We start from the raw sequence: 13,645 nt of genomic DNA, 5'->3' as shown, positions 1-13,645 counted from the left end.
TTTTCAGCCCCTATCTTCAGTATTATTATCGATTTCAGAGTTACTACCATTTATGCTCTGATCTTCTAAAAAATCATCTGCATCAAAGCTATCAATTAATAGTCCCCATTCATCATCAGAACCAATTAAAACTTGAACATTTGTTGGATCAGCACTACTGATTTTTCCTGTACGCCCATGCTCATCTACAGCCCCTGAAGTAAATGAATTTGTCTCTGGCATGAACGCTTTATAGCTAAGTTTGCTAAAATCACTTTCCCAAAATAGATCATAAATATCTAAACGGTTACTAAAAGTTGGGGTATTCGGCAACTCAGGAACCTCATAAGAAACCTTGGCCCCACCCGTAAACAAATGCTGCCCAGCTTTACTTTCAAACTTACCACCTGTTGTTGAAAATACGCCATTGGCATTAATTTTGAGCTGTGACCCACCTGCGGTTAATACAATTTCTTTTGGACTCGTAAGCTCGATTTTTTCTTCGGTAGAAATGAGCTTAATGACCTTCTTCGCAATTGCTTCAATAGCATCATCTTGTGCTTGTAGTTCGAGCTTTCCTTTTGCTGCATAAGCACGCAAACCTTTTTGAGCAGCAAACAAACTAATTTTGTCTTGTGCATGCCCAATGATATTTTTCTGTGCGCTTAAATTAATTGAACCGCTGGCACTTTCGGCAATATCTTGCGAAGCTTGTAGAATAATATTTTCAGGCGTCGTCAAAGCAATACCATTTGGTGATGCTAACAACATAAGGGCTTGTCTGAAGATCTTACCTTGCTCTTGCTGTTTAGTATCGGAACTGCTTTCTAAACCTTGGGTATAACCCTCCATAAAGCCTTGTAAAGAACTCAATGCTTTAGAAGGTGATACTTCCAATTTACTGCCTTTACTAAAAGTTCCGCACGTACTCATCAAATCAAAGTCTTTAGTCTCGACATTTGCTAAGACTCTCCCGACCTCTTGAATACTTTCAAATGGATTTTTATGAATTCGGTCTTTAATACTTGCGAGTTTTCCTTTAACAATATCAGGGCCATGTTCTTCAACGTTTTCGATGAATGCTTTTAAATTTTCTACCGCATCTTTGGCATCGCTAAAGAAAGAATTAAATTCATCTACAACGCCTTTTGCGTTTCCTCCTAGTGCACCGATGTCTTGAATAAAGCCACCGCAGTCTTTTAGGGCATGGATAGGATCGTTATTAATTCCTTCTTTGAATAGGTTTACCGTACTATTTAATGCCTGACCTGTGGTTTTTAACTCAAGCGACTGGATGAATTTGGGTAAGCGATTAATCACGTTCAAAGCATCAGTTTGTTGCTTGGCTGCAACTTCACTGAGCATTTTCATGCTTTCATAGCCTTGTGAAAGTAAGGATTGTGCTTGTGCGGCCTCTAAATGATCTGCAATCGCTTGCTCTTGTGCATAGGTACTAATGAGCATGCCTTTACCCGCCCGCACAGCTCCCCAAGCGTCTGTTCTAAGCTCAAAGCCTTCACCACGGCCTTGGCTTGTCGCTTGTTCTTTAGGATGGCTTAAATTACCTAAATTCAACTGTGTTGCGGCATGACTACTTTGTAGTTGGGTACTGATCTGCCCAGTTGTGTCATCAAAGCGTAATTGATTAAACCCGCTGCCATTAACCTCCTGACTGCGTATGCCACTTAGCTTTTTAGTATCAGGAAGCTGCCCTTTTACATCGAATTTAGTTGGCGAACGCTGTGCTTCATGGATTCGGCCCGTCACAAATGGACGGTCGATATTGCCATCAAAGAAGTCAATGACCACCACTTCACCAATACGTGGTAAGAAACGTGCACCATAACCTTCTCCTGCCCAAGGAGTCAGTACATCCACCCAAGCCGAGTCGGTATCATTGTCATTACTACCTGCGCCACCATCATGGCCATGATCATCACTACGAGTAAATAGAAAACGTACTTTAATGCGTCCCCATTCATCGACATGAATAGTTTCTCCCTCAGGTCCCACGACTTTCGCTCTTTGTGGGTAAGCAATTGGTCGATGCTGTTCCGGATTGTATTCAGGTGCCGTTTTGATTTGACGGCGTATTAACGTCAGCTCATTACTTTGACGTTCGATATCATCGTAACCATGTTGATCCCAACGACTTTGGGTTAATAACTGGCTAACTTGCTGATGTAAATCTTTAGGTAAATTATTTTGGTTATAGAAATTTTTGGCAATGATTAGGAACTCTTGATCTGCTCCTTCATGCTGATCAATTTCAGGGTGTTCGCGTAGATTAAACCAATAGCCGACTTGGGTATCGCGCACACTACTGTAGGCTTTAAAGTATTTGGCCCGACTCGCATGCATGTCAGTGAAGTGCTGATTTAATTTTTCTAATTGGCTACTGCTTGAAGCGGTTGCCTGATCTTCTCCTTTTAAATCTTGCATCCAGGCGGGGCTTACGTGCCATGCTTGCTCAAGACTTAAAGTAGCCGAATCAAAGTTATCTGAGTGTGTATGGGTAGTAACAACTGAACCATTACCCTCTTCTTGCGCTAACGCATCGGGCTGCCAACGCTGTACATGTACGGCAGTCGGTTGCAGACTTCGCACTGCAACAAAGCCTGTAATACTATCTTGATATTCGGTTGCGCTACTTCTGTGATAGCGAATACTACGACGCGCTAAAGCTTGGTATTGGTTATTGTCATCAATTAATTTTAGTTTTTGAGCTTGTATTGGTGCAGTAAAATGAGGGACAAAAAGCTCTGATTCATCAATGAGCCAACTAACCCCCTCACTTCGCCACAAACGTGTGAGAAAGTCATAGTCAGACTCATTGTGCTGCATAGTGAACGGACGAATATCATAGTTTTGACTTAACCCACCCAAATCAAGACTTAAACTCGCAGCAAACAGTGGACTTTTTTCTTGCCATTCTTTAAATAGAACTTCGGTAATTTCTACGATACTTTTATTCATAAAAACACGACTATTACGGCGTTTGTGCCATAAATTTGTCGCATCTTCTATAGTCAGCTTATAAAGCGTTAAAGCGCCATCACTTTGTCCATAACTGGCCTCAGTCACAATACCTGTAGTTCGGAACAATTGCCCCGAATCAGTGACCTGATCAACAGCGACTTGAACACCAATAAATTGCTTCAATGCAATTTGGGCATTGGTTGAAAGGCAGATCAATTCTGCCATTAGGCCACCATTTAGCTGATGTTGGCCTTCTACACGTTGTAAGAATACTTGAGGATTGAGTAGTTCATTAGAAAATTGTACGTGGATAGCACGTTTCTGAGCATTTAGCCCTATTTTTTCCAAGACACTAAATATATTAAAAAGCATTTTTTTATAATCATAAGGATATATAAACGGCTGCACTTTATAAAAAACAGAACTATCTGTCTACAAAATTATGCGTTATTTCTATCAATTTTTTTATATTTTCACTTATTCGAAAGTTATAAAAAAAGCCCAACTTAAGTTGAGCTTTTTTAATTACTTTAAACTTACTTTTTAGCCGTCTTAAACACTGGATAAAAACGGAATAACTGCCATAAACAAACCAATAACAGTAAAAGGAAATAGGCCAATGACCAAACTGGTAAAGACTGACCTAAAAAAGTCCAGTCAATTGCCGCACACTCACCTGAGCCAGAAAGTACTTCTTGTAAAACGGTTTTCATTGGTAAAGCATCAATGAGGTAATTTAAACCCGGACCACAGCTTGGCACTTGATCTGGTGGTAAATGCTGTAGCCAAACATGTCGGCCCGCCACCCCCACTGACCATAAAATTGCAATACCTGCCAAAAATGCATAAAAGCGTTTAATCGTATTGGAAACCGGGTTATGCAAAAACGCAATAAGAGCCACAAAACCCATTGCCATTAAGCCAACACGTTGAAAAATACAGAGCGGACATGGCTCCAACCCTTTTACATGTTCTAAATACAACGCAAAAGACATGCCGACAATGCTTGCCAGAACAAGCAGTCCACTCACCAAACGGTAACTTAATCGCATGTAAAACCTCGTTTTTATCTATATTGTTCAAGATATTGATCAAAACTGATCTGACTATCTTGCTCAAGTTGTTCTTGCTGCTGTAAAGATTGCACAGCCAATTGTTCAAAATATTGCAAAGTCTCTGCACTAATCTCATGCTTTTCATAAGTTTCAGCATGTAACTGTGCCATATGACTACCAAAGCTCCAGGTTCCACCATGCTTTAATGTGTCATCAATCACATGAGCAGATAATGTTTCATCTACTTCATCAATACGTTCTTGCATCACAGCCAAAGCCGAGCTGTATAGATCTGTGGCATAGGTCTGATCGAGTAAGCGAGCACAATCCTGCATTTTAGAAATATGCTGACGTGCCCAATCTTCAATATGGTAAGACCCGTTTAAATCAGTAATGGTTGCGTTTGGTGCTCGGCCACGGTTAACCACTTCTGTCTGGTTTTTCTCAATCAAATCTTGCTCAGGGCATAACAGTTCAGGACTATCGCTTAATAAACAATAAAGCGCTAATGCCTCAAGGAAACCTGCTGTTGTTTCATTGACGCCAATTGCCGAATATGGATTTACATCCACTGCACGAAGTTCAACATAACCCACTCCTCGATTTTTCAAGGCCTGAGATGGTGTTTCACCCGCTTGAGGAACTTGTTTTGGACGCACGAGACTGTAATATTCATTCTCGATTTGTAAAACATGATCATTAATTTGCAATGGTTCACCAGAGGCATCATTTAACCCTAAACGGCTAAATGGCGGATATGGAGAATGTACTGCTTTTTGTAAACCATCCAAATAACCAGTTAAGTTGTTATAGTGAATGCCTAAACTTTTTTGTGCCGAGTTTTGGTAGCCTAAACGTCCCATACGCAGAGCTGTAGCATACGGTAAATAATATGACCCTTTGATTAAAGGCAACAAATGATGTTCATGACCCGTCAGAAAACAACGGCAAACCGATGGACTCGCACCCACCAAAAACATAACCAGTGGCGTTAAACGAATAAAGTTACGAATCAGACCAAAATAGCGATGACTACGATAATCTTGCAGACTAAGTGCTTTTAATTTTTCGTCAGTTTCATGTGCCTGCAAGGCAGAAAAAAGAGAATCAGGGAAAGATAAATTATAGTGTACGCCCGAAATCGTCTGCATACGGCGACCATAACGAATACCTAAACCACGGCGATAAAGCGTCTTGAAACGGCCAATATTAGAAGTGCCATATTGAGCTAGACGAATACGTTCTTCATTGTCATCTAGCATACATGGCATAGACAACGGCCAGAGTTTTTCACCATTTTCTAAATGACGGTGCACAACCGCATGAATATCGGTGAGCTCATGCAAGGCATCACCAATGGTTGGCTGTGGTGAAGTAATAAACTCCATCAACGCTTCAGAATAATCTGTGGTGATTTTCGGATGTGTTAAGGCTGAACCTAATGCCTTTGGATGTAACTCTTGTGATAAGAACCCATTACTTTGCATACGTAGGCTTTCACGTTCTATTCCACGTAACATGCCTTGTAGTAGCGACGAATCCACCCAAGCAGGAATAACTGATTGAGATGGTGTAGTGGGTTGACTCATGCATTTGCTCGCTTATAAAAGATCACTATATACAAAATCGTGACATGATACGGCTATTGATATGATCACATCATTTCAGTTTGGCAATTTTTATCACAATCTTGTTATTTAAGACACGAAAGAATTGTGATTTTATTGAAGAATAATTGCTAAAGAGTTGTCAATATCATGAACGATCAAGACATTTTAAACTTCTGGTTTTCACCTGAACACCGTTCACTCTGGTTTGCAAAAAGTGAGGATTTTGACGCAAAAATTCGTGATCAATTTGCAGACGTTCATCGACAGGCAACTCGAGCAGAACTTTGGTCTTGGCGGAAAACACCAGAAGGTCGTCTTGCAGAGATTATTGTGCTAGATCAGTTTTCTCGCAACATTTATCGTGATCAACCCGAATCTTTTGCTTATGACGGCCTTGCTTTAGCCTTGTCACAAGAAGCAATTAGCTTGCAACTCGATGCACAACTTAACCCAGAACAGCGCTCGTTTTTGTACATGCCATTTATGCATAGTGAATCAAAGTTGATTCATGAGTTTGCTTTAAAATTATTTCAACGCCTCGGCAATGAAATTAATTTAAGCTTTGAGAAAAAACATAAAGTGATTATAGATCGCTTTGGACGTTATCCTCATCGCAATGCCATCCTTGGACGTGTCTCAACACCAGAGGAAACCGAATTTTTATTAGAACCGAACAGTAGTTTTTAAGACTTCTCTATTTTTAATGCTGACGCATCCATTCTTTTATGCTCAGCTGGGAGTTCACCATGAAATATCTCTCTCTTTGTTTAGCTTTAGGCACTGCCATAACTTTAAGTGCTTGTTCAACTGTACCCAGCAAACCAAAAACTTTCGATCAGCTTGGCCAGTTTTCGGCCTATCCCTTAAATGCTCAAACGTTTCGAATCAGCTTTCAGGCTGATCCAAACATGAGCTATGGAGCAGCCGAAGAAATCACTTTGGTGAAATCAGCACAGACTACAGTACAAAAAGGTTTCCGCTTTTTTAAAGTGCTGAACGACCCAAGTAATCAAAGCCAAAAGCCACCGCGTCAAGCTGTAGTTTACCCATCTGCACCAAGCTTTTACCCGTATGGTTACTACCGCCGCTATCCGGGTTTCTGGCATGATCCGTTCTATGATTTCCCACAAGTGGTCAATATCGACCCTGTTCAAGTGTCGTATACTATTGAATGTTATCGGGATCAAAAGCAGGCTCCTCAAGATGCCTTTGATGCAACGTTAATTCTCAAATCTATCGGACAAAAATATGGTTTAAGCCCGACAGGAGAATTGTTGCCGCCACCTGAGCCGCCAGTAAAACAAAAATGAATAGGATGACCGTATGAATATGGCAGAAGAAGTACACCATGCACCCAATCTGAAGCGCAGCAAATATTTCGCTACGATGGCACTTATTATTGTGGTGGTGCTGTGGATTGGGTTATTGATCGCCAATCGCTTTCTGCCAGAGTACACAGACTTAATTCATATTTTAATGCTAGGTGCGGAAGCTGGTGTAGTGGGTGGACTAGCAGATTGGTATGCGATTACCGTTCTGTTTCGAAACCCATTTGGTAAGCTTCCTATCCCTAAGTTTTTACGTGATCATACCGAAATTATTCCACGTAATAAGGCACGTATTGCTGAATCAATGGGTCGATTTGTGCAGGAAAACTTCCTGTCGCCTCAGGTGGTCGAACGAAGCCTAGAAAAAACCGATTTAAGTCTTGCCATTGGCCAATGGCTTGCCAGTCCACAAAACAATACGCAAGTGGTACAACTCATTCAGCAAACTGTACCTAAAGTTTTTGAATTTGTTAGCCAAGAACAAATTGCCAATTTCGTGCAAAACAACAGTGTGCAATGGGTGCGTAACACTCAAGTCAATAAACTTGCGAGTGAAATGCTGCGTGCAGTATTGGAAAATGACTTCCACCAAGATGTACTGCAACGTGGCCTCGATATCGCGCATGAGTGGGTGGTACAAAATCCAGATAAAACTCGCGAATTGACAAGAAAAATGTTTAAAGCGCTGGGTGTCTGGTCTCTTGCAAAAGGTGCAAGCTGGATCGGTATTGATGTTCAGCAGCGCACCATTGATTCACTGGTTGAAAAAGTAGAATCAATGCTGGCTGACCATGAACACCCATGGCGACAGGAAATTGAAACTATTGCCCACTCGCTCATGCTGGAGTTGGCAAACCCTGAGAGTATTGCCAGCCAACGTCTAAATAGTGGCAAAGATGCGTTGCTAGATAGTCCTCAAGTACTAAATTTCATTAGTGGTGCTGTCACTATTTTATGTGATGCCATTAAAGAAGATTTAATGAAAGAAGACTCTGGTATTGCAATGAACCTCAGAGCTGCCATTCAGCAGTTGGGTGAAAACCTTGTCCAAAATGTAAAAGTACGTGAAGTTCTCAACAAAGAAATGACAGGACTTGCGATGAACTTTACGGACCAATATAGCCATAAAATCATACGCTATGTGAGTGAGCGCATTCATGAGTGGGACTCACGTGAAATGATTGGAAAAATTGAAAACGAAGTCGGTGGCGACCTACACATGATTCGTGTGAATGGCGTTGTAGTAGGTGCATTTATCGGCTTAACTCTAGGTGTAATACGAGCAGCGATTGAATCAATTTTATAACGTTAATAATTTCTTTAAGAGAACAATATGCTACAGCTTCAGTCCAAATTTCCCGCACAAGGGGTGACTATTTTTAGTACGATGACGGCAATGGCACAGCGCTTGGGTGCACTTAACCTTTCACAGGGTTTCCCGGATTTTCCTGCACCCCCTGCTTTGCTCGAAGCCCTATCTCAGGCAACTTTGGCTGGACACAATCAGTATCCACCTGGTGATGGCATTCTCGCACTGCGTGAACAGCTCGCTTTACAATTTCAACAGCGTGACCAACTTCAACTTGATCCTGTAACTCAAATCACGATTACGCCGGGTGCAACCATAGCAATTTTCTGTGCCATACAAGCCTGCATCAACACAGGTGATGAAGTCATTATTTTTGACCCGAGTTATGACAGCTATGGACCTTCTGTCGAGTTAGCAGGTGGTAAAGCAGTACATATTGCCTTGCAAGCACCTGACTTTAAGGTGAACTGGCAACAAGTTAAAGATCGAATTAACGATAAAACCCGTATGATTGTGGTAAATACTCCCCACAATCCAACAGGTACAATCTGGTCCAAACAAGACTGGTTAGAACTGATCGCACTAATTCAGGATAAAAATATTGTAGTTCTATCTGATGAAGTCTACGAACACTTAGTTTTTGATGGTCAACAGCACTTTAGCGCATTGCATTTCCCTGAGCTTAGAGAACGTAGTTTTGTGATTGGTTCTTTTGGAAAAACCTTCCATGTCACAGGCTGGAAAACCGGTTACTGCGTTGCTTCACCTGATTTAATGCGTTTGTTCCGCCAGATTTATCAATATGTTAATTTCTGTGGCACAACACCTTGTCAGATTGCGCTTGCACAATATATGCAGCAACACCCAGAACATATTCAGGAACTTTCACAGTTTTATCAGACTAAACGAGACCGATTTAATCAGGCGATTCACAATAGCCGTTTTTTGCTTAAACCATCGCAAGGAACTTATTTCCAAAACCTTGATTACAGCCAGATTAGACCTGACTTAAACGATGTGGAAATGTGCCAGTTTCTTGCCGAGCAACATAAGATTGTGGCTATTCCTGTTTCGGTGTTTTACCAACAAGCCCCAGAGTCTTTACGCCTAATACGGTTCTGCTTTGCAAAAAATGATGAAACACTGCAAAAAGCAGGAGAAATTCTGAATCAATGTTAATAAATTTAGTCACTTAGCATAGTAAAAATACTACAAGAAATTCCACACAACTATGCTAAGTTGAATATCCGACCCGCTCATCAAAGAGATGGGCGATGGAGAATACATGCCACCAAGACAGTCTTTAATTCATCAGCAAAATCTTTGGAAAACATTTTTTGTTTTCTTATTGCCCCTGATTGCAACCAATATCTTGCAAAACCTGTCCGGTACCATTAACACCATCTTTGTTGGACAAATGATGGGGGTCGATGCGATTGCTGCCGTCTCGGTTTTTTTCCCCATTTTGTTTTTACTGCTTGCGTTTATTATCGGCATTTCAACGGGTACTACTGTTTTAGTGGGGCAGGCATGGGGCGCGCAGAATATTGAAAAAGTTCAAAGTGTGGTGGGCTCTACTCTGTTTATGACCATCATTGGCGGTATCATTACCGCAATCATTGGTGTGTTTTTTGCCCATGATATTTTAGAACTTTTAGGTACGGATCCGAAGGTGATGCACCTCTCTTTGCCTTATGTGCAATGGATGTTGGCAGGTAGTCCTCTTCTCTTTGTTTATATTATCTATACCTCAATTTTACGCGGTGTAGGAGACAGTACTACTCCTTTACTTGCACTGGCTTTAACCAGTGTGATTGGTTTGGTCATTACCCCGATATTGCTTAAAGGTTATTTTGGTTTACCCGCTTTAGGAATTATTGCTCCGGCAATTGCGACCATTACTGGCTATGTAGCTATTCTCATTTTTCTTGCAATTTATCTAAACAAGAAAAAGCATCCACTTCGGCCGAACCGTCAGCTTTTGCAACATATTCGTCATAATTCGGAATTAAGTAAAATCATTTTACGCCTAGGTGTTCCAACCGGTATTCAAATGATTACCACTTCAATGGCCGGTTTAGTCATTGTGGGTTTAGTGAACCGTTTCGGAGCTCATGCCACAGCTGCGTATGGTGCCGTGAATCAGGTACTCAACTATATTCAATTTCCAGCGATTTCGATCTCTATCGCGGCCTCAATCTTTGCAGCACAAGCGATTGGTGCAGGTAAGTCGGACCTACTTGCACGTGTTACACGCACCGCTTTAGGTATGAACTTTTTGTTTACAGGTGCCTTAATTGCACTCGGCTATCTATTTTCAAAATATTTGATGGCTTTATTCATCACAGATCCAACTGTGGTGGTGTTAGGGCAACAGCTTTTATTTATTGTACTTTGGGCAATTTTATTCTTTGGTGCAGGTGCCATTTTTGCATCAATTATGCGTGCCAGTGGGACTGTAACCGTACCGATGCTGATTAACATCTCTGCCATTTTATTTATTGAAATGCCATGTGCTTACTGGTTTAGTTCGATGTGGGGACTTAAAGGCATTTGGGTCGCCTATGCCTTGGCATTTGTCAGTTTATGTATTATTCAAGGCTTGTATTATCAATTTATCTGGAAGAAAAAGAAGATCAAAGTTCTTATTTAGAATGCATTAAACCTTATAAAAAAGCCATCAATTGATGGCTTTTTTCTTTTAAACCTTATTTCATCCATTTGGTTACAATGGTTGAAGCACGTTGATATCCCGTTGGGAATAAACGCTGGAATGCATCCAGAATTTTTGCATCGCTACCGATGAGTAAACGGCGTTTATTTTTCAAAACTGCATCCAAAATTTGACGAGCTGCTTCCTCTGGTGGGGTACGCAATAACTTGTCAAAGTTTTGAATCGATTTAGTTGGGTCCATACCCAAGCTACTCAAGCTATCACTCATTTTTGCAGCTTTAGCGATATTAGTACGAATACCACCCGGATGTACACATAGCGAACTTACGCCGCATTTTTCAATATCTAATTCTTGACGCAATGACTCAGTAAAACCGCGTACCGCAAATTTAGTTGCATTATAGCCAGACTGGGTTGGCTGAGCCGTTAAACCAAATAAGCTGGAAATATTAATAATATGGCCATCTTGTGTTTGCTTAATGAACGGTAAGAATTCTTTAGTACCGTAAACCACGCCCCAGAAGTTAATTCCCACAATCCACTCTAAATCTTCGTAAGTCGCGCCTTCTACAGTTGAGCCTAAAGCTACACCAGCATTGTTAAAAATCAGGTTAACACAGCCATGATCTTGAACAGTTTCCTGTGCCCACTGCTTTACTGCCTCGCGGTCAGAAACGTCTAACTTCTTGGTTGTTACAGTAATGTTACTGTACGGTTTTAATAGCTCAACAGTTTTCTCTAAGCCCTTTTCATTAATGTCACTTAATGAAAGATGGCAGCCCTGCTTTGCCAGAAGAATTGCTAATTGTTGCCCAATGCCAGAACCCGCACCCGTAATTGCAGCGACTTTGTTTTTAAAATTTTTCATTGTCCATCCTTTGTTTTTCGATTTGCACAACTGGTTCATTGCATGTGCAATTTAGACTCTTTCAATATAATTTTGACAATACACATTGTCAATATAGTACACTGTAATTTCAGATAGATTGGCACAATTCTGCTGACGGCTTTATCATAGGGCTCATATTTGCCGAAAAACCGATAAATTAGGAAACCATTTATTTATGGCGACAAACGACTCAACCAGTAAAAAGAAAACAAAAACTGTGAGTAAAGAACGTCAGTTCAAAGGGTTATCTCTGTCTGAGCGCAAAGAGGCACGCCGCGAAAAACTCATTGAAGCCGGTATTGCAACTTATGGAACCCTTGGCTTTTTTTCCGTGACGGTAAAAGATGTCTGCCAAGAAGCAAAACTCACCGAACGTTATTTTTATGAATCATTTAAAAAGAGTGAAGATTTATTCCAGACTATCTTTTTAAAAATGATTGAAGAATTACAGCAAAACTTGATGCAAGCCGTCATTAAAGCGGCTCCAGACCCTGAGCAAATGGTCGATGCTGGTTTACGTGCTCTACTGAGTACTTTAAAAGACGACCCTCGTTTGGCTCGTATTGTGTATGTCGATGCAATTTTGGTCCAAGAATTACATAATCAAGCCACCATTCAGGAAACTCTCGCCCAGTTTGATCGTATGATTCAAGCTTTTGTGATGCTAACCATGCCGCAAATCCAGCATAACGAAAATGAACTCTCATTAATCGCTACTGGTTTAAATGGATACGTGACGCAAATTGCCGTTCGATGGGTGATGGGCGGGTTTAAGCAGTCTCTAGAGCAAGTTTTAGCGGCCTGCCGTATCGTTTTTTTAGCTTTGCTCGCGAAAGTTTCAAAATAATATTAAAGTTTTTTGACACTGTTTTTATTTTAAAAACCTCGTTTGAGATAAGCTTGTAACACACTGAATGGTTTTAAGAAAATTTATACCGCCCTGTCATCATTTGGTCATGTGCTTGCCGTATTTTTGTCACAAATTATTGCTAAATTCGATTTTATAGACTTTTCTGCAATGAAATTGTCATAATTAATCTTTGTAATAAGCCTGTCATAACTACAAAACGGTTCACCGTTAAAATCTACAAGGTATTACGCTGTGAAAGATGACTATATTTTAATTGTCGATGATGAGCTTCCTATCCGCGAAATGATCCATACCTCTTTGGACATGGCAGGCTTTCAGTGTTTACAGGCAGAAGATGCCAAACAGGCTCATCAAATTATCGTCGACCAACGTCCGGCGCTTATCTTGCTCGATTGGATGTTACCCGGGGGCGTAAGTGGGGTCGACTTATGTCGCCGTTTAAAACGTGATGAAAATCTAGCAGAAATTCCTGTCATTATGTTGACCGCTCGCGGTGAAGAAGACCACAAAGTACAAGGTCTAGATGCTGGTGCAGATGACTATATGACCAAACCATTTTCAACACGTGAACTGGTTTCTCGTATTAAAGCTGTTTTACGCCGTGCAAATGCATTAAGCGGTGAAAAAACAATTGATGCCAATGGTTTAATTCTTGATCCTGTAAGCCAACGCGTAAGCTTTGGTAACAGTATTTTAGATATGGGACCAACAGAATACCGTCTGCTTGCATTTTTTATGACCCATCCGGAACGTGCCTATACACGTGCGCAGTTGCTCGATCAAGTGTGGGGCGGTAATGTATACATCGAAGACCGTACTATCGATGTGCATATCCGTCGTTTGCGTAAAGTCTTAGAACCTTTTGGTGTAGATCGATTTGTTCAGACTGTACGTGGTACAGGTTATCGTTTCTCAACACGTGCAGATTTAGCCGCAGGTTAACCAAAATTT

Annotated in this window: 11 protein-coding genes; 7 read left to right on the top strand and 4 right to left on the bottom strand. The window is 40.9% G+C overall.

Annotated elements, in window-relative coordinates:
- Positions 1 to 3: 3 nt before the first annotated feature.
- The 3 genes from MKL62_RS15960 to gshA all read right to left on the bottom strand — a co-directional run bounded on the left by MKL62_RS15960 (position 4) and on the right by gshA (position 5,602).
- Positions 4 to 3,330, bottom strand: coding sequence for a type VI secretion system Vgr family protein (locus MKL62_RS15960; RefSeq protein WP_000898354.1), 3,327 nt, complete (start codon positions 3,328 to 3,330; stop codon positions 4 to 6).
- A 164-nt stretch (positions 3,331 to 3,494) separates the two neighbouring features.
- Positions 3,495 to 4,010: a disulfide bond formation protein B gene (locus tag MKL62_RS15955; protein WP_001240042.1), complete on the bottom strand. Its 516-nt coding sequence runs from the start codon at positions 4,008 to 4,010 to the stop codon at positions 3,495 to 3,497.
- Positions 4,011 to 4,024: 14 nt separating this feature from the next.
- The gene (gene gshA, locus MKL62_RS15950) at positions 4,025 to 5,602 is read right to left on the bottom strand and encodes a glutamate--cysteine ligase (RefSeq protein WP_000082281.1); all 1,578 of its coding nucleotides are present in this window, start codon (positions 5,600 to 5,602) and stop codon (positions 4,025 to 4,027) included.
- Positions 5,603 to 5,770: 168 nt separating this feature from the next.
- On the opposite strand from gshA, the gene MKL62_RS15945 reads away from it, so the two are divergent.
- The 5 genes from MKL62_RS15945 to MKL62_RS15925 all read left to right on the top strand — a co-directional run bounded on the left by MKL62_RS15945 (position 5,771) and on the right by MKL62_RS15925 (position 10,913).
- Positions 5,771 to 6,310, top strand: coding sequence for a DUF924 family protein (locus MKL62_RS15945; RefSeq protein ID WP_000999587.1), 540 nt, complete (start codon positions 5,771 to 5,773; stop codon positions 6,308 to 6,310).
- 59 nt (positions 6,311 to 6,369) lie between these two features.
- Positions 6,370 to 6,933, top strand: a complete 564-nt coding sequence (locus MKL62_RS15940) for a CC0125/CC1285 family lipoprotein (RefSeq protein ID WP_000876371.1) — start codon at positions 6,370 to 6,372, stop codon at positions 6,931 to 6,933.
- Between the two features lie 13 nt (positions 6,934 to 6,946).
- The gene (locus tag MKL62_RS15935) at positions 6,947 to 8,257 is read left to right on the top strand and encodes a DUF445 domain-containing protein (RefSeq protein WP_001055481.1); all 1,311 of its coding nucleotides are present in this window, start codon (positions 6,947 to 6,949) and stop codon (positions 8,255 to 8,257) included.
- 27 nt (positions 8,258 to 8,284) lie between these two features.
- Positions 8,285 to 9,439, top strand: coding sequence for a pyridoxal phosphate-dependent aminotransferase (locus MKL62_RS15930; RefSeq protein ID WP_000939853.1), 1,155 nt, complete (start codon positions 8,285 to 8,287; stop codon positions 9,437 to 9,439).
- Between the two features lie 106 nt (positions 9,440 to 9,545).
- Positions 9,546 to 10,913 (top strand): MATE family efflux transporter, encoded by a 1,368-nt coding sequence (locus MKL62_RS15925; RefSeq protein ID WP_001135114.1) that lies wholly within the window; start codon positions 9,546 to 9,548, stop codon positions 10,911 to 10,913.
- A gap of 55 nt (positions 10,914 to 10,968) precedes the next feature.
- Here MKL62_RS15925 and MKL62_RS15920 read toward each other — a convergent pair whose 3' ends face one another.
- Complete coding sequence (locus MKL62_RS15920; RefSeq protein WP_000787753.1) at positions 10,969 to 11,802, bottom strand: SDR family NAD(P)-dependent oxidoreductase; 834 nt, start codon at positions 11,800 to 11,802, stop codon at positions 10,969 to 10,971.
- Between the two features lie 196 nt (positions 11,803 to 11,998).
- Between MKL62_RS15920 and MKL62_RS15915 the strand changes: the two genes are divergently transcribed.
- Both MKL62_RS15915 and phoB read left to right on the top strand, forming a co-directional pair.
- Positions 11,999 to 12,670: a TetR/AcrR family transcriptional regulator gene (locus MKL62_RS15915; protein ID WP_000224581.1), complete on the top strand. Its 672-nt coding sequence runs from the start codon at positions 11,999 to 12,001 to the stop codon at positions 12,668 to 12,670.
- Between the two features lie 255 nt (positions 12,671 to 12,925).
- On the top strand, positions 12,926 to 13,636 hold the full coding sequence (gene phoB, locus MKL62_RS15910) for a phosphate regulon transcriptional regulator PhoB (RefSeq protein ID WP_000650776.1): 711 nt from the start codon (positions 12,926 to 12,928) through the stop codon (positions 13,634 to 13,636).
- Positions 13,637 to 13,645: the final 9 nt, after the last annotated feature.

Source organism: Acinetobacter sp. AOR01_HL, assembly GCF_027855455.1.
Taxonomy (GTDB): Bacteria; Pseudomonadota; Gammaproteobacteria; order Pseudomonadales; family Moraxellaceae; genus Acinetobacter; species Acinetobacter baumannii.
Note: the sequence above shows the minus strand (reverse complement) of the source record. Positions and strands in the feature narration are given on the sequence as shown.

Bases quoted from the DNA above. Each gene is read 5' to 3' on its own strand.
- MKL62_RS15960 (WP_000898354.1), bottom strand. From the start codon at position 3,330: ATGCTTTTTAATATATTTAGTGTCTTGGAAAAAATAGGGCTAAATGCT.
- MKL62_RS15955 (WP_001240042.1), bottom strand. From the start codon at position 4,010: ATGCGATTAAGTTACCGTTTGGTGAGTGGACTGCTTGTTCTGGCAAGC.
- gshA (WP_000082281.1), bottom strand. From the start codon at position 5,602: ATGAGTCAACCCACTACACCATCTCAATCAGTTATTCCTGCTTGGGTG.
- MKL62_RS15945 (WP_000999587.1), top strand. From the start codon at position 5,771: ATGAACGATCAAGACATTTTAAACTTCTGGTTTTCACCTGAACACCGT.
- MKL62_RS15940 (WP_000876371.1), top strand. From the start codon at position 6,370: ATGAAATATCTCTCTCTTTGTTTAGCTTTAGGCACTGCCATAACTTTA.
- MKL62_RS15935 (WP_001055481.1), top strand. From the start codon at position 6,947: ATGAATATGGCAGAAGAAGTACACCATGCACCCAATCTGAAGCGCAGC.
- MKL62_RS15930 (WP_000939853.1), top strand. From the start codon at position 8,285: ATGCTACAGCTTCAGTCCAAATTTCCCGCACAAGGGGTGACTATTTTT.
- MKL62_RS15925 (WP_001135114.1), top strand. From the start codon at position 9,546: ATGCCACCAAGACAGTCTTTAATTCATCAGCAAAATCTTTGGAAAACA.
- MKL62_RS15920 (WP_000787753.1), bottom strand. From the start codon at position 11,802: ATGAAAAATTTTAAAAACAAAGTCGCTGCAATTACGGGTGCGGGTTCT.
- MKL62_RS15915 (WP_000224581.1), top strand. From the start codon at position 11,999: ATGGCGACAAACGACTCAACCAGTAAAAAGAAAACAAAAACTGTGAGT.